This window comes from Massilibacillus massiliensis, assembly GCF_900086705.1.
GTDB lineage: Bacteria > Bacillota > Negativicutes > FLKF01 > FLKF01 > Massilibacillus > Massilibacillus massiliensis.
In genome coordinates this window covers 3099183-3123617 of record NZ_LT575483.1, presented here as the reverse complement: position 1 = coordinate 3123617, position 24435 = coordinate 3099183, and the positions used below count along the sequence as shown (strand labels likewise).

Genomic DNA, 24435 nt, shown 5'->3' with positions numbered 1-24435 from the left:
GTTTTTTATGCATCGCTAGAACTTTCATTTTTGAAAATCTTCTACTTTTCAAATTGAAAACAAAAGATTTGGGAATAAGACTCTTTAGCATCAGCACCACAACGTACATTTTTTAAGTAAGCAATATTTTTTCCATCCGGAGAATAACTCACACAATAAGGTAAAATAGCCTCATGATCATTTGCCCTCGTCGTCAACCGCGTAGATATCCCATCAGAAATGCTCGTTACAAAAAGGCTGTTGTCTGCACCATAGGCAAAATATTCACCATCCGGACTCCAAGAAAAACCGGTCTGAATAGAAAACGGATGATGCGTTACCTGCGCGGGCGTCCCCCCAGTCGTTGGCACGGTCCAAATCTGCACGACCCCTTGATCATCTTTTGCCATATAAGCAATTTTTGATCCGTCTGGATTTGTCCTAAGCCAGTGGCGAGGCCCTTGAATACCTGGATACTTACGATCCGTTGTAAAAGTAAGTCTCGTCTGCACAACGCCTTCCGGCGGCTGTGGACGCTTTGACACAGTACCTTGAATCGGTCCTGAATCTCCAGAGATCGTGAGATCATCCGGCAAATCTACCCGATATACTTCAGGAACTTGCATTCCATCTTTCCCAATAACAAACCCTTGAAAAGCCAATGCTTTCTTCTGCCTGTTTCCATCTTTTTTTACGTACCCATTTTTCCCGATCCACCCCTCTTCCAGGGCTTTCACAATATCATCTGAATCCGGCTGCGCGTTGGCATTCGTTTTTGTCACAAGTACGCTGAAATAACCGTCAAAATTTCTTTTCCCGGGATGAACGGCTATGTGCTTGTTAAAAACCGTAACACCTACATTACGAATATTCATATCCTGCTCAGCTGATTCTTGCATTACATCGGCTAAAATTTCATCTTCATATGTATAGCTCATCATACTGCTATCTGAATGCCAAATATGAACATGCGTCCCACCGCGCAGTGCGCCCGGTGTAAATGGTATCGTCACATCACGCGCATCAATGTTTTCAGCATGCATAAGGTTTTTCTCGTCAACCATAGCTCCATAACGATGAACCGCACTATACGAATATTCCTCCGTTGGAAATTCCGGACCATGGATAAAGGCGACTTTATTTTCAAACGGATGGTAACTGGCAACCCCAACTTTTGCCTGATTCGAAGCCTTGTATAAAACAACACGCTCTTTCGTATGAATATTAACCTTTTCAATACATTCACTGTCAAAAATATGATCTTGTGAACGTACATCATATACGATCCAACTGCTATCCGGAGAAAAAATATTTTTATTTACAAGCTGATGTCCATTGGGACTTTTCGTAAGCTGTACTTCTTTACCTCTCAAAGATTGTGTATTTACCATAGTTGTTCCACATCCACCAAATGCAGTTAACGCAAGTAAATTAGAACAAATTGAGTAAACCAACTTTTTAAATTTTTTCATCTACGATCATCTCCTTCAAACAATTCAACCATTTCATTATAGCCGTTTTATTAGCTTTCATCTATTCTTTTAGCAACTTTTTACATAGTCATCTCTAACGATCGCATAAATCATAAGATTTTTATAACATTCTCTATGTAGCTTCATAATTTCGATTTCCGATCATGAAAACACTAAAAGGCGTTAAGATTCTACAATCCCAACACCAATATCGCCCTAATTTGGGCATTGAATACATATCAAGTAAATTCTTTAAAACAAAAAAAGTAACAAAATCTTATTATGTTACTTGCTATTATACTATAGTTCTTCATAAAAATCGCAATTTTCATAAATTTAAATTAATGTAAACATCATCAAGCTCATCTTTTGTAATCCCTATGTACGCCAATGTAATTTCCGGTGATGAGTGATTTAATAGTTTTTGTATCCGCGTTACATCCGTTCCAGTTTTATAGGCCCAATAGCCAAACGTTTTACGTAAAGTATGTGTTCCGATCGCTTCTGTTATTCCTACTTGCCGTGCCGCACGATTGATAATTCTATAGGCTTGTATACGACTGATCGGATTGTTCCCTCTTCTGCTGACAAAGAGCCAGCCGCTTTTCCTCATGCTTTGCAGTAAGTAGTCATTAATAGCATTCTTGCAGTTTTTTGATATGGGGAAATCTTTTGTCTTTCCAGTCTTTTTTTCTTTTAAAATGATCCTATCCTTATTCATCACATCCTCTATTTTCAAGCATAATAAATCTGAAATTCTTAAGCCACTATTAATCCCTAAAACAAATAATAGAAAATCGCGTAAATTATTTTTTCTTAAATATGCTTTAATTTCTACTATTTTTGTTCTTTCTCGAATCGGTTCAACATTGTTCATTCTTTATCACCAATTACAGCATCCTATCACTTGTTTTTTCTATAATATGATACTTTACATACAAATAGCAAGTAACATAATAAGATTTTGTTACATTCATATTTTCAAGGATATATTTACTTTTCTTAACAATCCTTCTAGCAAAAAAGCGCAAACACACTTTATATTTAGAAATTATTTTATTTGGAGGAAAAATTATGAAACTAGAAAAAGAAATTGATATTATTGGCTATTTAACGAAAAATGCCACTGACAAATTTGGACGTGTTCTATTAACTAAAGGCATGCCCCTTAATGTTTTATTAAAAGAAAAACTTGAAGGTCTCCACATTTGCTGTGAGTATACTCCCGTAGAAAAAAAGAAAAGTGCCGTTTTACTTCCACCGAAACTATCCGCAAAAAAATTATTTAAAAATCAGAAAAATATTTTTAAAGTTCCGGACACACTCGATCCGAAATTTGATTCTTTAAAATCAGAAATTGTTTCAGCAGCTTCAGATTATTTACAAAATACGTTATCTACCATTCGAAAAGATAATTTTTTTAGTAATTCTTTAAAAACCTTATCATCAAATAACATGACGCTTTCTCATTCGATTAACGTCGCAATCTTATCATTAAGCTTTGGGAGTCTTCTTAACTACGATCAACAACAATTGCAAGATTTATCTATTGCTGCTTTATTTCATGATATAGGTGCAATATTGCTTCCACCGGAAATTTTAAAATCGGTTTCTAGAATTGATGATCAGCAGGAGCTTTTATATCGACAACATCCTCGACTAGGATCTGATCTTCTAAAAGGAGATAAATTGCCAAAAGAAATTTATATTCCAATCTTACAGCATCATGAAAAGTTTGATGGCAGAGGCTATCCTGCAGGTTTAAAAGAAAATGAAATAACCAAAAATGCTTCCATTATAAATATTTGCGATACTTTTGATTATTTAACTACATCTATTTATCAAAGTAATGTTCGACCTCCTAAAGAAGCTGTAGAGCGAATTAAATTTTCCAGCGGAAAGGACTTCAATCCACAAATTGTCGATACATTTATAAATCTTTTTAAATAATATATAAATAAAGCCTATATCCTGCAAACGACACGCATGATATAGGCTTTATTCTATTTCATGATTAAACCGCAGCGTATTCTCGGCTCTCATTCCATCATGCTATCCAGATTCTCGAAGATCTCTTTACATGTTCCACAAATAGCATACAACTTTTATGATCTATAGGCAAAACAGATTTTGGTCATTTAAAAACTATCATCTTTTTTTGCCATTGCGGCTTCAGCTGCCTGTATCATTTTTTTCACCTTTTGTCCGCCGATTCTGCCACCGATTTTGCCGACTTCTTCCGTTGTTAATTTACTGTTATCCCCTTTATCCAATGGTATTCCAAGTTCTTCGGCAACAGCATGCTTATCCGGAAGGGATGCATCTAACGCTTCCATTGAATCATAATTTTCCGTCATCTTAAAACCACCTCCAATTGAACAATATTTATACAAACATAGTATTTCCAAAAAAAAATGCGTTATGAAATCATTTATCATCATTTCATAACGACAGACTGTAAACAACATAAATATTTATGTTGAACATTAGAAAATAGATTGCTCTACAGGTTCCTCTATTTTGTATTTTTTTCTATAAAGGCACGAATCGTTTCGGCGTAAGTGGCTTTATCATGATAAACAGCACTCGCATGTGGAGTATCCGCAAAAAAGTGCAGTTCCTTTGCACTCGCCGTATCATTGTAAAGATCCTGTGACATTTGTGGCGGTATCAGGGTATCCTTCTCTCCATGAAGGTAAAGAATAGGCGTTGTTGATTGCTCGACGGCCAATCGCGGTGAAATTTGATCAAACGTAAATTTGTCATGATAATACGCCGCAATCTGCGTATAAAATAAAACAATGTCCAAGGCATATGTATCCTTTGGTAATCCGGCAATTGTCGTTAGCTGTTTTACGAGCAACGCTTTGAAATCATCATAAGAACTATCGGCGATATAAAAGCTAACACGATGCGTACTTTCATTAAGTGCACTATGCAAGAGTGCGGTTGCTGCCCCCATTGAAATTCCATGAACCCCGATAATTCCCTGCGGCGTTTTTCGCTCTAGCCAATCTAACCAAACATTGATATCATCTTTTTCAAAATAGCCCCAGGAAATAGAGACGCCGCCACTATCACCATGCCCACGCGCATCAACAATCAGTACATTATAGCCCAGTTTTTGATAAATATCTAAATAATCAAGTCCTGCTGAGCGGTTTTGGAAAAGTCCGTGCAAAAAAAGAATCGTTTGCTTTGATGGTCGTTTTGCTGGAATATACGTACCACGTATTGCATAACCATGCGGTGAAGTCAAACTGACCTTTTCCCATTCATACTTTTTTTCTGCATTGGCAATTTTTTCGATATTCTTAGAATTATCCTGTAAATTAAATAAGTTTTGATATAAATGCGGCGATGTTAATTCGCGATAAATAAATTCGCCCATCATCAGACCAAGTACATTGACCGCAACAAATATACCAATGGTAATTCCCATACAAAAAATTAATAGTTTTCTCATTCAGTCTCTTTCTTTCCTGATATAAAATTATAAATGCTTCCACACTTTTTGTAAGAAGCATTTAAGCATAAATATAGTATATATCTAAAAACGCACACTAACAATAAGAGACTCTATAAAAAATGTTTGTTTTTGTAGTAAATTTTTACCAATTTAATTTACGAATCTAACTTTTTATTAACCACCTATCGATTCATATTTTCGCTACAAAATAAGCTAGCTATGCCCATATCAAGCCTACTCGCAAGCAGGTTGAAATGAATTAAAGCCAATACTAATTTTGAACAAAGCTATTATATTATCTTGTAATAAAACTAGTCTTAACTTCCTCTTTCGCTCTTGCTTTAAAAACCTTGTAAATCACCCCAAGCATGATAAACCAGACTGGCGTTACAAACAAAGCAATACGAGTTTCTTCATTCAATGCTAACGTCACTAAAACGAAAGCAAAAAATGCTAAAATTACATAATTCATGAGTGGATACAACGGCATTTTGAATTTACTTCTTGCGGCAAGTTCAGGATTCTGCTTGCGATATTTTAGATGGCAAACCGTAATAATACCCCAAATAAAAATGAAGCAAAACGTTGATATACTCGTAATGAGTACAAACACACCTTCCGGCATAATATATTGCAAAATAACCGCAATCAAAACAACAATTGTTGAAAATATTGTTGCATTTGCCGGGACTTGGTTCGCAGTTAATTTTTTCATGGACGCTGGTGCATTGTCTTCTTTCGACAGAGAATACACTAAACGACCTGTACTGAAAATTCCACTATTACAAGCAGATGCAGCTGAAGTTAATACAACGAAATTTACAATCGTTGCGGCTGCCGCGATTCCTACTGCAGAAAAGACCTGCACAAATGGGCTCTTATCCGGACTAATTGAAGTCCATGGATAGATACTCATAATAACGAGAAGTGCTCCGATATAAAAGATAATGATTCTAATTGGTATATTGTTGATTGCCTTTGGAATTACACGTTCTGGATTTTCAGTTTCACCAGCAGTTAAGCCGACCAATTCAATCCCTGTAAATGCAAATACAACCATTTGGAAAGAGAGAATAAATCCGCTGATTCCATTTGGAATCCACCCGCCATAACTCCAGAGATTTGTAAAGCTGGATACACCTGCATCCGTAGAAAATCCTTTGATAATCATAAATGTCCCGATGACAATCAATGACATAATCGCTACCACTTTAATTAAAGCAAACCAAAATTCCATCTCACCGAATAACTTTACTGCCGTAAGATTCATAATCAGTAAAATCATGAGAATGATCAAACTCGGAACCCACTGTGCGATATTGGGAAACCAATACTCTATATAGAGTCCGGCAGCAGTTACATCAGCCATCGCCAATGAAATCCAACAAAACCAATAGGTCCATCCTGTAATAAATGCCGCTCCATTTCCCATATACTCACGAACAAAATCGACAAAAGAATGATACTTCAAATTAGAAAGCAATAATTCCCCAAGCGCCCGCATTACAAAAAAACAAATAACACCAGTAATCATATAGGCAAATAAAATAGAGGGCCCCGCCAAGTGTATGGATCTGCCCGATCCTAAGAACAATCCTGTACCGATTGCTCCACCAATCGCCAACAATTGCACATGGCGATTTTTTAATCCTCTCGATAAATTTTGGTTTTCCGACATATCGACTCCACCTTTCCAATTCTTACGATTTCCCCCGTATGTGCCAGGTCCAAGCTGTACATTCACTCTGTAACGTTATACGATAACACATTGCACAATCAGCAGATCGTACAAAATACTAAAAACTTTCTCTAAAAATACAGAAAGAGGCCAAATATAAAAATCTGGCCTCAAAAAATGCATAAAGAGGTCAAATATAAAATTTGACCTCAAAATAAACAGTTTGTCTGCTCTGTCCTTTTACCTGAGAGATTCACTAATTTAAATTAAATCAGCTTGCTCCTTCGGTGCTCAATTGAGGCTCTCCAGAGTTTCGTCCAATAACGGTCCTTTTGCCTGAAAGCATAACATCTTCGGCGGATTATAAAATCTCTCTCCCATTATCTTCATACGAAGTTCAATATGAAATTAATAACATACGATATGTATTTTAACACCTATTTTTCTAAATAGCAATCATTAAATATTTTCCAATACGAATCATCGCCATCTACTTTTTAAGAAAAATTTCACCATGTATGCTTGACATACATAATAATCACATTGTATACTTGGCATACATAAATAGAACAAAATAAAGGAGTGAAAAAATGATACATCCTCAAGGAAATCCGCAAATTTATTACAAAATGCTGCATCAAAAGCGTGCAACAGAACTTTTTTTATCTGCGCTTCGGCTTCGCATTTTCTCCGCACTCGAGAACTTAGAAACAGCAAATTCACTGGCAAAAAAGACAAACCTGAACGAACGCAACCTTTCCTTCTATCTAAACGCCTTAGCTTGCATTGGTCTGCTGGAAAAGCATGAAAATAAATACCGCAATACGAAGGAAAGCAACGAATTTCTGAATGAAAATAGTCCGCTCTATCTCGGTGAACATCTTTTATTCCGAGAAAAAATGATGTCGCTTGCCAACCTAGACGATCGAATACAAACCGGAGCAGATGCGCAAATCATTACGGACAATAGCGGCGTAAACGTCTATGACTTTTATGAATCAGCACGCGTCAGTATTCCTGAAATGTATACAGGACGCGTACAAGCACTACTTGCTGCACTTTCCGAACTATACAAAGACGGTGCTCCAAAAAAAATTTTAGATCTTGGCGGCGGAAACGGTATTTTAGCAATAGAGACTGTTTCAGCGTTTCCCGGATGCCAGGGGGTGATATTCGAGCATCCCAGTGTAGCCAAATTGCCCCAAACCCTGATTGAACAACACAATCTCACAGAATCTATCAAGGTCATTGCCGGCGATTTTAATGTAGATGAACTCGGCGGTGAATATGACCTTATCATTGCATCCGGTATTTTAGATTTTTCGGGCGGTGATCCAGATAAACTATTAAATAAACTTTATCACGCGCTGTCACCTAACGGATATCTATACCTTGTATCACATACGGTAAGTGCGGATTATCAATCTCCGCCGGAAGTCATTTTAGGCTGGCTCTCCAGTCACCTGGACGGTTTGGATATCTTACTGACAAGACCGACGATTGAATCGGCCCTCTTACGTCAAGGTTTCACCTGTGTACAAAACGGAACCACAGGCGGCATATTCAAAGACATGCCCGGAAAATTTTACAGAAGGAGTCTAGCATGAGCGACAAAAGAAATCAAGTGATCCATCATTTCATCCAACTAACTGAACAAATTGCGAATGGTAAGACGCACGTATTAAATTTTGGTTCAGAAGATATGACTTTTTACCGCGGTGAAATTCATATGCTTAAACTGGTAGGCGATGATCCGGGTATTTTCATTTCTGAAATGGCTAGAAAATTCAATATCACCCGTGCCGTTGTCGCAAAAACAATCCGTAAATTAGAAGAACGAGGCTTTTTAACAAAAGAAGAAGACATTGCCCATAAAAAACGCCTGCGCCTCTTTTTAACAGAAAAAGGAGCGCAAGCGTATAAACTACACGATGCATACCATAAAAAATATGATCGCCCGTTATTCGATTATATCGATGGTCTCAATGACCATGAATTACAAGTCCTGCATGATTTCTTTCAACATGCTGAAAATTTGATTGAACGACATTTTTAATAAAGATTCATCCATCAATTGTAGATTTTCAAGATGTTTGTATTCACTTCACAACATGATGAATACAAACATCTTCTTTCTCTGCTAAATTGATTACCGTACCATCATCCTGCTGTATGATGGAATGAGACGGTTTATCTTTATTGACAAAAACGACGCGTCCCTCCTGATGATTACTAAGTACAACTCGATTTCCCGAGAGAAAATTCATCATATTATCCATAAAGATAATCCCAGCTTTTGCATCGATTCTATGTATTTCCTCGCGTATTTTACTTAAGCTTGCATACGGACTAACCACACCAGGTGTATCACAATTAATGGTCAGAGCTTCATCAAACATATCCGCCACAGCGATAATTTTCGCATAAGGATGGATGTCATCGGCTTTCAAGCCCTTTGGATACCCCGATCCATCTTCCCGTTCATGATGGTCCAAGATGCCTGCTAGAATACTTTGCGCTACATTGGGTATTTTACTTGCCAAATCATAGCCAATTGCTGTATGGGTCTGGTATAAAGCATAATCCTGCGGAGGAAGTTTATACGGTTTATTCAAAATTTCCGTCGGCAGCTGAGATTTTCCTACATCGTGCAAAAGTCCAGCCAACGCAATCGCACTGATACTTTCCTGTGGGTACTTCAGCCATGTAGCAATTAGTGCTGCAATGGCACTGACATTGACACTATGTCGAAACGTATAATCATCACATTTAGGCAAGTTATACATCTGATCAACAAGGCTGCTGTTATCCGATATATTATCCACAATTTCATCTGCAGTTTGTGCAAATGCCTCAATTGGAACTTCTTTTGTTTGACGGATATTATCAAAGGCCTGCTGTACAACGGTCACGGATTGATTATAGCTATTTAAAAATTGCTCAACTTCAAGGTCAGCCAATGGATTCTCTGTCATTTCTGCAACGATAGCTACTTTTTCAATATCCCAATTTTGTAGTTTTTCAATAAGAGATTTATTAATAATTGTATTCTCACTGGCTAGTATGGATCCATTCGTTGCACATATATCCTGCGCCAGTTCCATTCCAGGTACTAAATATTCTATTTTTTGTTCAACTATTTTTTTATTTATCGATTGATTAGAAGTCATTTTGCACCACCTATCTATATTTTATCTGATGACTCGTCATCCATTAGAACAAAATTTCAAAAAATACACCACAGTCTATCCTGGCAAGTTAGCAACTTTTTCATTTATACAATTTATGGAAATAAGCAAATATTATAACTTAATTCGACATAGTCAGCCAATTTTCCTGTATTTTTTTTAATTCATCATGATAACCAAATGCAAAACATTATTTTATGATAAACGGCATAGAATTCTTTTACATGTTATTTGTCACCGTTTACTGTACTCTTTAGTCCGCCAAACTAGCATAAAATAAAAACGAAAAGAGCGGATATGGAAACTCTAATTAAAGCATCCATATCCGCTCTTTTTATATAAATTTCTACTATGCATCTTTTTACAATTACAAGATATTTGCAAAAATTCATAGAATGCCCTATATCATTAAAATTATTGCCGAGATTAATTTAACTCAACTCTCAAAGACAAGTTACAAATCAAATTCTAAATCAGATTTATTATCATTCTGCCAAAGATAATAAATCTGTGATTGTATCGATAGACCTTTCACAATCTTTCACATGCCCGAAGCCATACTTTACAAAGATAAATGGAATTTGCGCTATTTGCGTCGCTTCATAATCTCCCTGCGTATCACCAACATATACAGCATCGGTTAACTTATTCCTTTTCATCAAACACGTAATATTATCGCCTTTTCCCTTACCTGTATTACCAAAGCATTCCCAGTCTTCAATATAGTCTTCAATTCCTGCCTTTTTCATGAACAGTTCAATATAGCCAGCCTGACAATTACTCACAATGAATAAACGATGAGTTTCAGAAAGTTTTTTTATCGTTTCTACTACATCTGAGAACAAAAGATTTGCCGTATTTTCTTCTATAAATTCATGTTCATGGATACAGCATTTTTCCATTAACAGTTTTTTCGTTGTTTCATCAGCATCATAAAATAAGTTATCGGCAATCACCCTCATCGTCTTGCCAAATTCTTTCTTCAATACAGCAGCACTTACAACTGCCTTCGTACCGCCAACTTCTGAAATTGCTTTATTCCAAGCCCCTGCCACAACTTCTGTCGTGTCCCATAAAGTGCCATCCACATCAAATATAATACTACGTATGATAAAAACCTTCTTTCTGCCTCATATTATGAAGTACAAACAGTTGCATAACTTCATTGTATAATCTTTTTATCATTATAACATTATACAGACCATAAAAAAAACTCCAACTGCATTTCAATAGCAGTTGGAGTAAGTTTTTAGTCAACCTATGGATGTCATTATCCTTCTATCCATTTTTGATATAAAGCATCCAATTCCCCGTTTTTCTTCATTTCTTCCAAAGCTTCATTCATCTTGTCCCCGATTGATTTATACTTTTTCGTCAAAGCAATCGCATAATCTTCCTGATTGAGCATTTCTACGATAGCACCATCCTCAATGATCCCCTTCGCCATAAAATGTTCTAATATCAACCGATCAAAAATGATCGCATCGATTTGCCCTTGATTAAAAGCAGTACTCATATCGATATTGGAATTGAAAAATTGTACTTTGAAATTATGATATCGCTGCACAAAAATTTCACTTGTTGAACCGCGCTGTACACCAACCGTCTTGCCTCTTAAATCTTGGATATTATGCAGATTGGATTCTTTTTTTACCAACAAACCAAATCCACTTTTCTCTATGTATGGATTCGTAAAAATAACATCCTCTTTGCGCTCCGGCGTAATCGTTAAAGAAGATATAGCCAAATCAGCATATCCATTCCGCATCGTATTAAAAATATTATTGAATGGCGTAACTTGATAAGTTACCTTAACGCCCACCTTATCTGCCAATTTGTTCATAAGCTCAATATCGAAGCCCGCCATCCGTCCGCTATTTTCTTCATAAGCAAACGGAGCAAACGTAGGATCTACTGCAACACGCAATTCTTCCCGCGTATCAATAAATCGAGTTGACACCGTCAGCAATCCCAATATACAGATCACACTTGCACCGACAATATAACAAGTTTTCCATTTTTCCAAAAACGAACTCGCTCTATTTTTATTTTTTAAATAATAATACATCGGTAAACCAGATAAAGTTAAAACAATCGAGATGATCCCATTCCAAAAATGTGCACTCAACATACCATAGATTACATAAACAGCTCCAGCCGAGGCAATCAATGGAGTGATAGGATACAGCGGCACTTTATAAGAACGCGGTGCATCGGGAAATTTTTTACGCGCAATAAACACACCCAAAAAGGTTAATAAATAAAAAATCCAAATTGAAAACATCGCAATATCTGAAAGCTTATCCGCATCCAGCATCCGATAATAAATGAACGAGCAGAAAACCAGCACAAGCATCGCATTTACCGGTGCCTTGCTATCCGCATCAATTTTGCGTAAAAAACCTGATCCCAAAACCAGACCCCGTTCTCCCATTACATAAATATTACGGGAGATCGTCATGATATAACCATTGAGCCCACCCAAAATAGAAACCATGATGCCTACAGCAATCAAGTTGCCGCCAAAAACACCAAACATCTGCTGTGCAGCTACGGCAGAAGCATCATGCCCTAATGCGATCATCTGCTCAACCCCAAAAATTTTGAAGAAGGCTGTATTGATACTTAAATATACAATGAGTAAAAAGGTTAATCCGCCAATAATGGCTCTAGGCAGTACTTTCCCAGGGTTCTTCATTTCTCCAGCAACGGATGCGACCTGCGCCCAGCCATCATAAGCGAACAAGGTAGCTAATACTGCAACGGAAAATGGTGCTGTCGCAGCTACTCCTGATGCAGCAGAACTGAATAACGCGACCTGCCCATTTCCTTTAAGCAATCCAAAAGTTATTAATAATAAAACAGGAAGTAGCTTACAAAAAGTAGCCGTTGTCTGCAAATATCCAGATGCTTTCACATTAATTGAATTTACGAAAGCAATAAATCCCAGTGCTCCAGCACCAACAACTGGTGCATACTGCGTGGAAACATTAAATAACAAACAAAAAACCGAGCTAAAATATCCGGTTAATGCGCCTACAAGTGCTGGTCCAAAAATAATACTTAACATCCAGCCAAATAAAAACGCAACCTTAGCTCCGTACAATTCTTCCAAATAAACAAAAACACCGCCCGTCCGAGGAAACAAAACACCCAATTCACATAAAGATAAACCACCAGCCATTGACAATAAACCACCAACAGCCCAAGCCGCCAACGCTAAATTTGTATCGCCTGTCACTGCAAGTACAGCAGGAGGCTTCATAAATGCCCCAGCGCCTAAAACCATACCTACAACCAATGATAATGCGGTAACTAACCCTAAATCTGCACTTAAATGACTATCTGTCTTTTGCGTAGTTTTTAGACTCATATAAAAATACCTCCATGTTCTTTTGCTGATCATAAACACTCGAAGATATAAACCGATTTATTTTGTGAATTTTTTGAATTCTTATTTTAAAAACTAAAACTGAATATTTTTACGATCTTATTTGATAAAATACTTTCTTCCTGATTAAGCTAAACCAATACACATCATTCTTCATTTCTTTCACTAAGCCAATATGCATGAAACAAACCTCCGCATCAATTCAATTTTATAGCTTTTATCTATCCTATAATTAACGCAAATTATGTGCCAACCTTTAAAAGCAATAAAAACATAATAGACTTACATCACTGGAAATAAAACGTTCCATATAATGGAATAGCATCTTTCCAAGCGTAAACAAAACATTCCAAATTTACACCTATTCTTATCGTAGACTTTAAGATGTTTATGTCTTGTCCATCTCTATTATGAATCAACCATAAAAAAAAAACTAGAGTATGCGCATTCCAAGTTGTTCTTGCATCATGCACATGCCCTAGTTTTTATAATGAACGTATCAAACAAAGTAAACCGCATCCAAATTCTAATGCATATCCTCTTTTGCCATCTCGGCTTCTGCTGCTTGGATCATCTTTCTTACCTTTTGTCCGCCAATCTTGCCGCCCATTCTACCGCCAATTCGCCCCACATCTTTGGTCGTCAAATCTCCATTATAGCCTTGATCGAGTGGTATTCCCAGCTCTTTAGCAACCTCATGTTTATCCGGCATTGATGAATCTAAGCCATCCGCTGCTTGATATTTCTCATTCATTTTTCATTCCTCCAATCGGTTGATATCTATAGTTTTACCAAACCTATTTTAGATATGTGAGCTGTACTAAAAATAAACAAATAGAGCATATACAATTCAAGTCATTCTCGAATTTTGTACATGCTCTATGATCAGATAACCCTATCTAAATTATAATTCGTTCTTTTAACGCTCTAGTTACGAACGACCTATATTTTCTACTATTTTTTAATGGTGCTTTTCCAAAGACCGTGCAGATTGCAATATTCATATATATCTACCTCATTCACGTCGCCTACACTGAAAGTTGCCTCTGGCGCTTGACCAGCTTCAAGCTTAATTCTTTGTGTAGTTTCACCATAAACAAGACAAACCCATTGAATATAATGTTCAGCAATCATTGGGTGCGGAACACTGCCAACTTTCACAACCAATTTATGGTCTTCCTCAAAAGCAGCCACAGGCAGATGTTTTTCTGCTGAAGCCTCTACAGTATTGGCTTCCAACAATTCCATTGCTTTCCCACAACAACTTATCGCGTCATCACACGTATGCGTATGAGATTCGGCATTCTTTTTCCTCGAATCAACAACCTCTAACATATACCCACAATCAGAACATCTGTAAATCTCCAAATTTTTAGCCATAATAACGCCTCCTTTTCATAGAACATGAGAAATATAATGCTAGTCTGCATAATTTAAATCTAATATATTCTATACATATTTGTCAATCTATTTATTTTTAAGACGAACTTTATGCTAGATTTTGCTCGTCTATTGAACACTGTTTTGCAGATAATAATGTTTCAATGGCTGCAATTCATCATCAAATTCATAAACCAAGGGAACGCCTGTCGGTATCTCCAAGTTGACAATCTCGTCATCCGGTACCTTATCAATATATTTCACTAAAGCTCGCAGACTATTGCCGTGCGCAGCAATAATAATCTTTTTATCTTGCTGCAGCAAGGGAACAATCGTATCCTGCCAAAACGGAACAACACGCGTCACTGTTTCTTTGAGATTTTCCCCTCTTGGCAATAATGCAGGAGAAACGTTTCTATATTTTTCTTCTTGCGCCTGTTCTTGTGCTTTTTCCTCATCTAATTGCGGCGGTTTCACATCATAGCTTCTACGCCAGATTTTCACCTGATCAGCACCATATTTCTCAGCAGTTTCCGCCTTATTCAGCCCCTGTAAAGCACCATAATGCCGTTCATTGAGTACCCACGTTTTATACTCAGTAATCCATAACAAATCCATTGTATCCAAAACATGATGTAAGGTTTTAATCGCCCGTTTTAGTGAAGATGTATATGCTATGTAAAATAAAAACCCTCCCTGCCGTAAAATCTTGCCGGCATTTCTGGCATCAGCAACTCCTTTTTCTGTCAGATCAACATCGGTCCAGCCAGTAAATAAATTTTTCTTATTCCAGACACTTTCGCCGTGTCTGATAAAAACTATTTTTTTCATCTTTTCATCTTCCCTCTATTTTAAGATTCGTTTTATTATAACCCCTCAATTCAAATAAAAAACTTTCTTCCTTATCACTACGCTTCATAAATTTTCAAATAGATTTCTCTATCTTTACATTTCCCCACAAGATCAAAAACCCCTGCCAAAATCATACATGATAAAACAAATTTATAAAATAAAACTCCAACTGACGATCACCATCAATTGAAGTTTTCTCTTTTTCTTTTTTTATCTTTATATTCTTCAAATGGATGGACAAATTCTCCCATCCTCCAAATACTCTATCTCATCACAAATCCATTCAAGAACGGCCTGATCATGTGAAATAAACAGACAGGTTAGTTTCCTTTCTTTAAACAGATCTCTTAGCAACTGTAAAATCTGCGCTTGTACAGATAGATCCAGCATGGAGGTTGGTTCATCCAATATCAAAACCTCCGGCTCCAATAAAAGTGCCCGACAAATACTTAAGCGTTGAATTTCACCGCCGCTGAGCTGATGTGGATAACGTTCCAGCACTGTTTCATGAAGTTTAACAAGCGACAAATAGTATGCAATACTTTCATTCCATACTTCCCTTTGCTTCAATCCATGCACAATAAACGGTTCCCGCAGGCTAGTTTCCAAAGTAAGTCGCGGGTCAAAAAAAGTCTCTGGCGATTGGGATATAAACTGCACTTTTTTTCTAAAGTTTTTCCACTGTGCACGATGAAACGTCCGATAGGAGACTCCATCAAAAAGAACGTCTCCTGTATCCACAGCAAGCAAACCCAACAAAATTTTCGCTAAAGTGCTTTTTCCACAGCCACTTTTCCCCATAAGCCCCAAAGCTCGTCCTTCTCTTAATTTTAAACTGCATTGATCCAATATTTTGATTCGTTTATTTTCCGCCCGATCCAAACGATACTTTGTAATACACCTAGCTTCAAGCATATAAGAAGCACCTCACCTTATTGACTGCATCAATTTCGTATAGCTCCGGATGTTCTTCCTGGCATCGTTTGCTAGCAGCCGCACATCTTGCAGCGAATTTACAGCCAATGATATGCTCATTTAATTCCGGGCTCCTACCATGCATCGGTTGGAAACCATTTTCAGGTAAAGCCTTTAAAAAAGCTTGTGTATACGGATGCAACGGGTTTCTTAATAAAGTATCGTTTATTTCAACAATTTCACCCGCGTACATGACAACGACTTCATCGCATAAAACCTTTACCAAGTCCAAATCATGGGTAATGATCATCATACTTTTGGTTTTTAAGGTTTTCAATTTTTGTAAATTTTGATAAACAGCAGCAAAGGATTCCCGATCTAACCCCTTCGTCGGTTCATCCGCAAGCACCCAGGCTGGATTACAACATACTGCCATTGCACACAAAACACGCTGCAACATCCCTCCGCTTAATTCATGCGGATATGCCTTCAGTATGCGCGCACCATCCTGCAGCCCAAACAAACCTAAAATATCACATACTTCCTGTTTAGAAAAAGTCCCATGCCCTGCATTTTGACCAATATCATCAAACTGTTTTTTTATATTTCGCACGGGATTCAAGGCTTCCGTTGGCGATTGTGGGATCACGCCCCATTCTCTGCCTAGATAAGATTGTACTTTGCTAAAAGGAGCAGATAACACATCTAACCCTTCGTAATAGATATGCCCTTTTACTTTTGCATACTGCGGCAATAGGCCAAACAGAGCCAAACCTACGACAGATTTTCCACAGCCGCTTTCGCCGATAATCCCCGTTGTTTTTCCATACTTAAAACATATACTTAAATCCTCAATTACTTGCACAATCCCTGCCTGTACATGAAATGCCACATGCAGCTGCTCCACCTTAAAATCGGCTGGATTCGAAACTGTTACCATTTCCTCACCTCATTTGCTCGAACATCCAACCTATTTCGCAAGGCTTCACCAATCACATTAATAGAATAGACAAGTAAAAAAATGCAGCATCCCGGTATCAGAATTAAATGCGGATAACTCCGATAATATAAAATAGCATCGCTAACCATGACACTCCAATCTGGCGTGGGCGGCTGAACACCTAACCCCAAAAAGCTCAACCCCGCCAAAGATAAAACGCTTCTGCCAAGACGCAGGGTTCCCAAAATCAACAAACTATGAAAAATGTTAGGCAATATATGAAAAAATAAGATGCGAAAATCACTACACCCGATGCAAATCAACCCTTCAATAAAAGCTTCTTCTTTCATCTTCACCACTTCTACCCTGACAATACGTGATAAGCTTACCCATGAAGTAAGCACGAAAGCCAGTAGTAAACTCCCCAAACTCGGTCCTAGAAAGCCCACAATTGCAACCATAAAACAGGTAGAAGGAATCCCCTGAAAAATATTGCTGCATAGCATCACCAAAGCATCTACCTTTTTGCCATAATATCCGGCAAGTGTTCCCAACAATGTCCCTACTATCAAAGGCAGCAAACTTAGCAGCAGTGCCAACGAAATCGTATAACGACTTCCATACAAAATTCTGCTAAACAAATCCCGACCTAATACATCAGTCCCAAACCAGTGATTCATATTCGGCGGCTGAAGTCGTTGTAATAGATCCGGCTGAAATGGATTATACGGCGCAATCCATGGTGCCATTATCCCTGACACTAGAATTAACGCCAAAATAAAGACTGCAAATCTAAGCGTCCCATCATAAGTTTTCTTCATTTTCATCCTACATGATCCTCAAATTTCACTTTTGGATTCAGACAATATAACAACAAATCAATACCTAAGGATACAAAAACAAAGGTACAGCCCGTAAACAAAACATAGCCTTGCAACAGTGGATAATCCCTAAATTTAATCGCTTCTAAAGCCAGCGAACCAATGCCATGCAGAGAAAAAATCGTTTCAATCACGACTGTACCGCCCAAAACACCGCCGAAGAAATTCCCCAAAAGTGCCAATACCGGAAAAATCGCATTAGGCAAAGCATAAAAAAAGATGATACGCCTTGTGCTGATCCCATGCGCCAATGCAACCAGACAATACGTCTTCCCTAATTCCTCTAGCAGCTTATTTTTTGTAAGACGCGCCACCATAGCCAATGTAGAAAAGGATAGGGATACCGCCGGTAAAAAATATCCGTCAAATCCTTCGACTCCGTTTGTTGGTAAAATTCGCAGAAATTCACCAACAACTAAAATAAAAAGCAATGCCATCAAAAAACTAGGCATCGATAACAAAAAATCAAGACCGCTTTGCAGCATTTTATCTAATAAGGTTCCTCTTTTCACAACACTGAAAAATCCCAGTCCAATACCACCAGCACCGGATAAAATAAGCGCCATAAACGCCAAAACCAAGGTAATCGGCAAACGCCCCTGCAACTCTGCAAGCACTTCATTTCCCGTTCGGTAAGACGTTCCCAGATTCCCGTGCATTGCCTGCTGCAGCCAATGAAAATACTGCACATACCAAGGTTTATCTAAACCTAGTTCTATCCTTAACGCCTCCACTTGTTCTGCACTAGGAAAATAAATTTCACTTTGATCTAGTACCAATTCCGCAGGATCTCCGGGTGCCAAGAAAGTCATTCCAAATGCGATAAAACTAATCCCCAATAAAACAGGGAGCACTGACAAAATTCTTTTTATAATAAATCCAACCATCATTCTCCTCTTTTTACTTCAATATCAGACAATGTAATTCCATAGGTCTGCGCTCTATAACCTTGCAAGCGTTTATGATAGGCCACAATATTCATATCTTGAAAAAGCGGCACAATCGGCAGCTCCTCGGCAGAAATCTCCTGTAACCGATCAAAGATTTTCTGGCGCTTAGACTCTGAAACACATTGTTTGACTTCATCCATCAGGTCTATTACTTCCTGATTTTTATACCCTAGTGAACTCCCCACATTGCGAGCACCCTGCGGCATCATAAAAGCATTGAAGATAAAATATGGATTTCCATTCGGTAACCCTTGCTGCGACCTTGCGATATCATATTCCCCCCGCCGCAATTTCGCCTGCATTGTCGAATATTCTAACGCCTGAATCTTTACATCCAGACCAATCTGATCAAGCCAATAGGCAATTAATTCCGCTTCACCCTTTTGCAGTGGATCGGCTCCATCAATACAATACAGCAATGTATACCTTTTCCCTTTCAACACCTGCTCCACTAAAGCTCTTGCTTGCTCAAGATCATGCTCCACACGAAGTTCCTTATAAAAAGGACTTGTATAGTTAATCATGTTTACGGTTGGCTTGGCATAGTTCAAATACAAAGAACTAACCAATGCCTGCCGATCGATTGCTAAACTAAGCGCTCTGCGCATCCTTACATCCTGAAAAGGAAACTTTGACCCATTCACTAACAGAAATCGTGTCATCATCGACTTACTGACAGAAACAGCAAACCGATCATCTTGACGGATTTCTTCAGCTAAAACGGGGGGAATTGCATTCAAATCCAAAACGCCCATAATTTCTTCCGCCTTCAACGCAGAATACCGCACCTCGGGACTTGGAATGTTTTTAATTAAAATCTGTTTCGACTTCGCCAAGGTTCCGTAATACTGTTCATTTCGTTCAAGCAAAACATATTGATGCGCCACATTTTCCTTTATTTTAAACGGCCCTGTCCCTATCGCCGGTTCACGGAAATTCCCCTGTTCATCAAAGCAGGCCGGGCTGTACATCGCACTGCCAAAATTCATCATATGATATAATTGATCCACATTTTGCGTGCTAAAGGTCAACTGAATTGTATATTCATCTATTTTTTCGTATTTTACCAGGCCCGGATAAAAAGTATTGATGTCCATTGCATAGAAATTCGATTTTTTGAGACCTTTTTGCATCCGTTCAAAATTTTTAAGCACTGCATCGGCATTAAATTTTGTTCCATCATGAAAATAAACATCTTTTCGTAGACTAAACTGCCAAACCTTGCCCGCTTCTTTCATTTCCCAACGTTCCGCTAAACCCGGTTCTGGTTTACCGGTCACTTCATGATTGGTAATAAGAGGCTCCCAAACCTGCAGAATTTTACTGCAGTAATAGCCATCCTTCTCCCCTGGGGCAAGATGACGATTTGCGGCCAACACCACAACATCCCCATCAACTAAAATCTCGTTTGCCCCATTCCTATTTTGATCGCATCCACTGTTAAACATCATGCTGACCAAGATCAGTAAGCCCACCAAAAATTTATCTGTTCGCATTGTCATCTGTGCAACCCACATTCAATTTATTTACCTCATAAATCAAGTGTCATACTTAAAGAAACTGTCCTAGGGGTAGATAAATAAAGATTATCACCGCGCGCAATCATCCAATATTCTTTATTAAATAAGTTATAGCACATCAGATTAATTTTCGCCGGCGATCCCATAACCTTGGTTTTGTAACCAACGCCAAGATCAAAAACGGTATAAGACGGTGCCCAAAGACGTTCATACATCACCGGACTTTTTCCTGTATACATCACCCTGCCAATCACATCGACCGTATCGCTGGCAGCGTATTTTAAGACGCCCACAGCACTCCATTTTCCTCTGCCGGATTCTTGTATTCCATCATATTGGCCTTTTGCAGTCTGGACATATTTAGCATCCAAGTAAGAAAGTCCGCCCATTACACTCCATTTCGGTGCAAAATCATGACTGACTGTCATTTCTACCCCTTTATGACGAACTTCCCCATCCTGTTCATAATACGTTGCGCCGTTTTTCGTGACATCAATATTATTTGTCTGTTTAATATCAAAAGCACTCAACGTCGTTAAAGTACTCTTATTCAAATATTTGATACCAACCTCATTTTGTTTGGTTTTATTCGGAGATAAAATTTCCCCAGCATTCTTATAAGTAGAACCAACAACCGTACCCGCATCAAAATTTTCTGAGTGACTTGCATAAAAAGATACATGATCAATCGGTTGATACGATATCGCATACGTTGGAGAATACGCATCACTTTCTACACGAGAAGACAACTTTCCTGTCGCTGTGTTATAGGCATTCACCTCAGCATCATGTCTATGTAAACCTACTAACACATTCATCTTTTTATAATCCATGGAATCCACGACTGACCAGCCCTTGATTCTTGTCTTATTTGAAAGCGCACTTTCATACGCTACATTCACATCCTGTGTTTGGTCTAAACCTGTATAAATATTACCTTTACCAATGGTATAGGTTTTAACATTTTTTGCTGCATCACGATTGCGCCATGCTTGATCGGCTGCAATGGTCAATGTATGATCCACCTCACCGGTTTTGAAATTCCCCATGACACCCGTTTGTAAATAATAAGCTTTCTGCGGCGTAGTTGTACTCTGTGTATTAATAGAAAAATCCCCTAAATCATTGATCAAGGTCACTGCACTGTTCTGATACATAACATTTTTATTTAATTTATTACGCATCACGCCGCCATTTAAAAATGCTTTCCAATGCGCATTTAAAATTTGTTCATGATTCAGCGTAGCACTCCAGCCATAGGACGCTTTCGCCATACCATCAAACGAATAATTTTTACTCGCATCAGGAACGCTCGGCATTTTCGTTACATTGGACCCCAGCTTAAACCATCTCTGTCCATTTAAAATATCGATATCCCGATAACCGGCAAATAAATTTGTTTTGCTTTTTTCATCGACATGATCAAGATCAAGATAGATACTCTTGGCTTTAATCCGTTCATTACTGATACTTGTCTGTCCATTCAAGTTCTCAGTGTTGACACGAATTCCCCATTCTTTATCTTTTCCGAACCTGCGGCCAAAATCATAATATTCACCGAAGAGACCTTTTCCAGAGAAAGTTTGTGTATAACGATTGAGCGGTTCATCACCAGCTTTTTTCGTAACAAAATTAACAAGTCCGCCAGCCGTATCCGATTCATATTGCGTGCCAGTGCCGCTAATTCCACTGTTGGGGCCAGAAACAATTTCAACTTTTTCAGCTACATGCGTCGGTGCATTAAACTGTGTCCAAATACCGGGAACGCCATTGACGTAGGTGCTTGTTCCATTCGCTCGAAATCCACGAAATGTGAAATCATTATGCAGCACACTACCCGACTGCCGAATCGATGGTGTATTAGCCAATACACTATCTAAAGGCTGGGTTGGATCGCCAAAAGTTTCGATGGTCTTTTCTGATAAAAAGGCAACCGTAAACGGTGTATCCATGACATCTTTTTCGCCAAGGAATCCCACTGAACCAGTTTTAGCAAGAAAGCCTCCTGCATAAGTTTCCCTTTCTCCCGTTACAACAATTTCATCAAAATCATACTCCGGCATTGCCTTGTTTTCCTCTGTTGAACTTTCTTCTTGTACAACTGCCTCCGCAGCCAAACCAACTGGTAAATTCACTCCGTTTGCCATAAAAATAAATCCTGAAAGGACTCCCCAAGTAGCTTTTTTTGTTAATTTTCTCATTTTTCCTCCTTGATTTGTCCCTTCATTCATATAAACAAAGAGCACAATATCTCCACACCAATCTTTATCTAACTTTTCTTCGATACGAAAAAAATCTGCCTGCAAAGCGCAGGCAGATTTTGCACACTCATATAAAAATTTTTCAGCAAATAAATAAAAAATCGGCTTATAAAACAAGCCGAAGAAAATCTACTCCACCAAAACAAATCTAGATGGTATCAAATCTCCTCCCCATCGCTCGCAGGTACAAGCATCCATACATGAATGCTAACGGTGATTGCTAAACAGGCAGTTCTCCTGGCTCCAGTTCATCGTTTCTCCGCACCTTCCCAAAGCTTTTGCTCCAGTGGCATTTTTACGGATTCACTCCCTGTTACAGTGGCGGGACCGCGCTGACCTTACATCAGACTTCCCTATTAAGTCCTTTCGGACACCTGCTTCAACTCATATAATCTTTTCCATATTTCGATATTATGATAGCATTGACAAATTTTATTGTCAATGATTTTCGCTAAAAATTTCCCTGATCCGACATGTAGGCGCATTCATTATGCATTTTTATCAAAAAACATACTTCAGCAATATAATTAACTCAAAATAAAAAACCCAACTGCATCTTAAAAGAAATTAGAGTTTTGTCTTCTTTATGAATTAAATGATAAATCATTATGAAGAACAAACTTTATCTTTTGCTATCTGCTCTTTCGTCGCCTGCCAGCACAAAACGGAGCCCAAACATACCATCACCACACCTTGCCAAAAAGAAAAAGAAAGTGGTGCATGCAATAGCACTGAAGATAATAACGATGATACGATCGGTGTGAAGTATGATGCACTCGCAAGTATTGTAATATCGCCATATAAAATACCAAAATTCCAGGCAGCATACCCAAATCCTACTGCACAGCCTGCCATCAATGCATAAAATATTGCATGCATGCTAAGGTTAAGTGAAACTCCACTCATAAAGAACTTCCCCCATAAAACAACAGTAATAAGGATAAAGAACACTACAATTTCGTTTTTTCCCTCCGACAACCTATTTGTTACAGTACAGTATCCAGCCCAAATAAAAGCGCCTGCAAACGCTAAAACGTAGCTAAACGGGTTACTTTTTATATTGCTCATCATCACACTTAAATCTAAGCCTTTCTCGCCTCCCAAGGTCCAACAAACACCAAGAAAAGAAAGAAGCAGTCCGGGAATAAGCAAAAATGTGAATTTCTGCTTGTTAAAAATGATAGCGAATACGATTGTAAGGCAAGGCCACAAATAATTTATAATATTGACTTCAATTGCCTGCGTCCCTGTATTTGCATACCCAATCGCCAGCGCAAACGATATCTCATACGCCATAAATAAAAAACCGCCAAACAACAAATAGCTCCGAGAAAAAGTTTTTATTTTGGGCACGCCTAAGGTAACGAGAAGAAGAGCCGAAGCAAATGTATAAATCAGCGCAATACCGCCAAGTGGATCAAGCATCTCACTTATGCTATGAATTAAACCAACCATTGTGCTCCAAAGCACGATCGCAATTAACCCAATAGCGGTGGCATTATTTTTAGCTCCTATGTTCATCCATATAATCCCCTTTTTGTTCATGTGTAAAAAATAAT

General features: G+C 38.2%; 21 protein-coding genes and 3 riboswitches. Of the genes, 3 read left to right on the top strand and 18 right to left on the bottom strand.

Annotation, left to right across the window (positions count from 1 at the left end; translation table 11 throughout):
• Nucleotides 1-41: 41 nt before the first annotated feature.
• Together BN6559_RS14950 and BN6559_RS14945 are read right to left on the bottom strand one after the other, a co-directional pair.
• Nucleotides 42-1451, bottom strand: a complete 1410-nt coding sequence (locus BN6559_RS14950; RefSeq protein ID WP_110955467.1) for a DUF3748 domain-containing protein — start codon at nt 1449-1451, stop codon at nt 42-44.
• Nucleotides 1452-1779: 328 nt separating this feature from the next.
• Nucleotides 1780-2328, bottom strand: a complete 549-nt coding sequence (locus BN6559_RS14945; RefSeq protein WP_110955466.1) for a site-specific integrase — start codon at nt 2326-2328, stop codon at nt 1780-1782.
• 197 nt (nt 2329-2525) lie between these two features.
• Here BN6559_RS14945 and BN6559_RS14940 point away from each other — a divergent pair, with 197 nt between their 5' ends.
• Nucleotides 2526-3401, top strand: a complete 876-nt coding sequence (locus tag BN6559_RS14940) for an HD-GYP domain-containing protein (RefSeq protein WP_110955465.1) — start codon at nt 2526-2528, stop codon at nt 3399-3401.
• Nucleotides 3402-3589: 188 nt separating this feature from the next.
• On the opposite strand, the gene BN6559_RS14935 is transcribed toward BN6559_RS14940, so the two are convergent.
• The 3 genes from BN6559_RS14935 to BN6559_RS14925 all read right to left on the bottom strand — a co-directional run bounded on the left by BN6559_RS14935 (nt 3590) and on the right by BN6559_RS14925 (nt 6598).
• On the bottom strand, nt 3590-3808 hold the full coding sequence (locus tag BN6559_RS14935) for an alpha/beta-type small acid-soluble spore protein (protein WP_110955464.1): 219 nt from the start codon (nt 3806-3808) through the stop codon (nt 3590-3592).
• Nucleotides 3809-3966: 158 nt separating this feature from the next.
• On the bottom strand, nt 3967-4917 hold the full coding sequence (locus BN6559_RS14930) for an alpha/beta hydrolase (RefSeq protein WP_110955463.1): 951 nt from the start codon (nt 4915-4917) through the stop codon (nt 3967-3969).
• Nucleotides 4918-5215: 298 nt separating this feature from the next.
• Nucleotides 5216-6598 carry an amino acid permease gene (locus BN6559_RS14925; RefSeq protein WP_110955462.1) on the bottom strand — a complete coding sequence of 461 codons (1383 nt, stop codon included), beginning with the start codon at nt 6596-6598 and terminating at the stop codon, nt 5216-5218.
• A 230-nt stretch (nt 6599-6828) separates the two neighbouring features.
• Nucleotides 6829-6909, bottom strand: a riboswitch (glycine riboswitch).
• 3 nt (nt 6910-6912) lie between these two features.
• Nucleotides 6913-6988: riboswitch (glycine riboswitch) on the bottom strand.
• 200 nt (nt 6989-7188) lie between these two features.
• On the opposite strand from BN6559_RS14925, the gene BN6559_RS14920 reads away from it, so the two are divergent.
• Nucleotides 7189-8205: a methyltransferase gene (locus tag BN6559_RS14920; RefSeq protein WP_110955461.1), complete on the top strand. Its 1017-nt coding sequence runs from the start codon at nt 7189-7191 to the stop codon at nt 8203-8205.
• Complete coding sequence (locus BN6559_RS14915) at nt 8202-8654, top strand: MarR family winged helix-turn-helix transcriptional regulator (RefSeq protein WP_110955460.1); 453 nt, start codon at nt 8202-8204, stop codon at nt 8652-8654. The genes BN6559_RS14920 and BN6559_RS14915 overlap by 4 nt, the downstream gene beginning before the upstream one ends.
• Before the next feature lie 43 nt (nt 8655-8697).
• Here BN6559_RS14915 and BN6559_RS14910 read toward each other — a convergent pair whose 3' ends face one another.
• From BN6559_RS14910 to yddG, 13 genes are all read right to left on the bottom strand, one after another.
• On the bottom strand, nt 8698-9768 hold the full coding sequence (locus BN6559_RS14910) for an HD-GYP domain-containing protein (protein ID WP_110955459.1): 1071 nt from the start codon (nt 9766-9768) through the stop codon (nt 8698-8700).
• Between the two features lie 503 nt (nt 9769-10271).
• Entirely contained in the window at nt 10272-10886 is a 615-nt protein-coding gene (locus tag BN6559_RS14905) for an HAD family hydrolase (protein ID WP_456060969.1), read from the bottom strand.
• 170 nt (nt 10887-11056) lie between these two features.
• The gene (locus BN6559_RS14900) at nt 11057-13159 is read right to left on the bottom strand and encodes an amino acid permease (protein WP_110955457.1); all 2103 of its coding nucleotides are present in this window, start codon (nt 13157-13159) and stop codon (nt 11057-11059) included.
• 544 nt (nt 13160-13703) lie between these two features.
• Complete coding sequence (locus tag BN6559_RS14895; RefSeq protein ID WP_110955456.1) at nt 13704-13931, bottom strand: alpha/beta-type small acid-soluble spore protein; 228 nt, start codon at nt 13929-13931, stop codon at nt 13704-13706.
• A gap of 200 nt (nt 13932-14131) precedes the next feature.
• Nucleotides 14132-14557, bottom strand: coding sequence for a desulfoferrodoxin family protein (locus BN6559_RS14890; RefSeq protein ID WP_110955455.1), 426 nt, complete (start codon nt 14555-14557; stop codon nt 14132-14134).
• Nucleotides 14558-14686: 129 nt separating this feature from the next.
• On the bottom strand, nt 14687-15388 hold the full coding sequence (gene gpmA, locus BN6559_RS14885) for a 2,3-diphosphoglycerate-dependent phosphoglycerate mutase (RefSeq protein ID WP_110955454.1): 702 nt from the start codon (nt 15386-15388) through the stop codon (nt 14687-14689).
• 246 nt (nt 15389-15634) lie between these two features.
• Nucleotides 15635-16324 carry an ABC transporter ATP-binding protein gene (locus tag BN6559_RS14880; RefSeq protein WP_110955453.1) on the bottom strand — a complete coding sequence of 230 codons (690 nt, stop codon included), beginning with the start codon at nt 16322-16324 and terminating at the stop codon, nt 15635-15637.
• A complete protein-coding gene (locus BN6559_RS14875) occupies nt 16317-17264 on the bottom strand; it encodes an ABC transporter ATP-binding protein (RefSeq protein WP_110955452.1) in 948 nt (315 codons plus the stop codon). Before BN6559_RS14875 ends, BN6559_RS14880 begins: the two co-directional genes overlap by 8 nt.
• The gene (locus BN6559_RS14870) at nt 17258-18091 is read right to left on the bottom strand and encodes an ABC transporter permease (protein WP_199884045.1); all 834 of its coding nucleotides are present in this window, start codon (nt 18089-18091) and stop codon (nt 17258-17260) included. The genes BN6559_RS14875 and BN6559_RS14870 overlap by 7 nt, the downstream gene beginning before the upstream one ends.
• Entirely contained in the window at nt 18088-19035 is a 948-nt protein-coding gene (locus tag BN6559_RS14865; protein WP_199884044.1) for an ABC transporter permease, read from the bottom strand. Before BN6559_RS14865 ends, BN6559_RS14870 begins: the two co-directional genes overlap by 4 nt.
• On the bottom strand, nt 19032-20612 hold the full coding sequence (locus tag BN6559_RS14860) for an ABC transporter substrate-binding protein (RefSeq protein ID WP_199884043.1): 1581 nt from the start codon (nt 20610-20612) through the stop codon (nt 19032-19034). Before BN6559_RS14860 ends, BN6559_RS14865 begins: the two co-directional genes overlap by 4 nt.
• A 14-nt stretch (nt 20613-20626) precedes the next feature.
• Nucleotides 20627-22816 (bottom strand): TonB-dependent receptor, encoded by a 2190-nt coding sequence (locus tag BN6559_RS14855; RefSeq protein ID WP_199884042.1) that lies wholly within the window; start codon nt 22814-22816, stop codon nt 20627-20629.
• A 270-nt stretch (nt 22817-23086) separates the two neighbouring features.
• Nucleotides 23087-23269, bottom strand: a riboswitch (cobalamin riboswitch).
• Nucleotides 23270-23482: 213 nt separating this feature from the next.
• Nucleotides 23483-24397, bottom strand: a complete 915-nt coding sequence (gene yddG, locus BN6559_RS14850) for an aromatic amino acid DMT transporter YddG (RefSeq protein ID WP_199884041.1) — start codon at nt 24395-24397, stop codon at nt 23483-23485.
• Nucleotides 24398-24435 lie beyond the last annotated feature (38 nt).

What these genes read in the sequence shown, in the direction of transcription:
- BN6559_RS14950 (WP_110955467.1), bottom strand. Translation starts at nt 1,451, where the DNA reads ATGAAAAAATTTAAAAAGTTGGTTTACTCAATTTGTTCTAATTTACTT.
- BN6559_RS14945 (WP_110955466.1), bottom strand. Translation starts at nt 2,328, where the DNA reads ATGAACAATGTTGAACCGATTCGAGAAAGAACAAAAATAGTAGAAATT.
- BN6559_RS14940 (WP_110955465.1), top strand. Translation starts at nt 2,526, where the DNA reads ATGAAACTAGAAAAAGAAATTGATATTATTGGCTATTTAACGAAAAAT.
- BN6559_RS14935 (WP_110955464.1), bottom strand. Translation starts at nt 3,808, where the DNA reads ATGACGGAAAATTATGATTCAATGGAAGCGTTAGATGCATCCCTTCCG.
- BN6559_RS14930 (WP_110955463.1), bottom strand. Translation starts at nt 4,917, where the DNA reads ATGAGAAAACTATTAATTTTTTGTATGGGAATTACCATTGGTATATTT.
- BN6559_RS14925 (WP_110955462.1), bottom strand. Translation starts at nt 6,598, where the DNA reads ATGTCGGAAAACCAAAATTTATCGAGAGGATTAAAAAATCGCCATGTG.
- BN6559_RS14920 (WP_110955461.1), top strand. Translation starts at nt 7,189, where the DNA reads ATGATACATCCTCAAGGAAATCCGCAAATTTATTACAAAATGCTGCAT.
- BN6559_RS14915 (WP_110955460.1), top strand. Translation starts at nt 8,202, where the DNA reads ATGAGCGACAAAAGAAATCAAGTGATCCATCATTTCATCCAACTAACT.
- BN6559_RS14910 (WP_110955459.1), bottom strand. Translation starts at nt 9,768, where the DNA reads ATGACTTCTAATCAATCGATAAATAAAAAAATAGTTGAACAAAAAATA.
- BN6559_RS14900 (WP_110955457.1), bottom strand. Translation starts at nt 13,159, where the DNA reads ATGAGTCTAAAAACTACGCAAAAGACAGATAGTCATTTAAGTGCAGAT.
- BN6559_RS14895 (WP_110955456.1), bottom strand. Translation starts at nt 13,931, where the DNA reads ATGAATGAGAAATATCAAGCAGCGGATGGCTTAGATTCATCAATGCCG.
- BN6559_RS14890 (WP_110955455.1), bottom strand. Translation starts at nt 14,557, where the DNA reads ATGGCTAAAAATTTGGAGATTTACAGATGTTCTGATTGTGGGTATATG.
- gpmA (WP_110955454.1), bottom strand. Translation starts at nt 15,388, where the DNA reads ATGAAAAAAATAGTTTTTATCAGACACGGCGAAAGTGTCTGGAATAAG.
- BN6559_RS14880 (WP_110955453.1), bottom strand. Translation starts at nt 16,324, where the DNA reads ATGCTTGAAGCTAGGTGTATTACAAAGTATCGTTTGGATCGGGCGGAA.
- BN6559_RS14875 (WP_110955452.1), bottom strand. Translation starts at nt 17,264, where the DNA reads ATGGTAACAGTTTCGAATCCAGCCGATTTTAAGGTGGAGCAGCTGCAT.
- BN6559_RS14870 (WP_199884045.1), bottom strand. Translation starts at nt 18,091, where the DNA reads ATGAAAATGAAGAAAACTTATGATGGGACGCTTAGATTTGCAGTCTTT.
- BN6559_RS14865 (WP_199884044.1), bottom strand. Translation starts at nt 19,035, where the DNA reads ATGATGGTTGGATTTATTATAAAAAGAATTTTGTCAGTGCTCCCTGTT.
- BN6559_RS14860 (WP_199884043.1), bottom strand. Translation starts at nt 20,612, where the DNA reads ATGTGGGTTGCACAGATGACAATGCGAACAGATAAATTTTTGGTGGGC.
- BN6559_RS14855 (WP_199884042.1), bottom strand. Translation starts at nt 22,816, where the DNA reads ATGAGAAAATTAACAAAAAAAGCTACTTGGGGAGTCCTTTCAGGATTT.
- yddG (WP_199884041.1), bottom strand. Translation starts at nt 24,397, where the DNA reads ATGAACATAGGAGCTAAAAATAATGCCACCGCTATTGGGTTAATTGCG.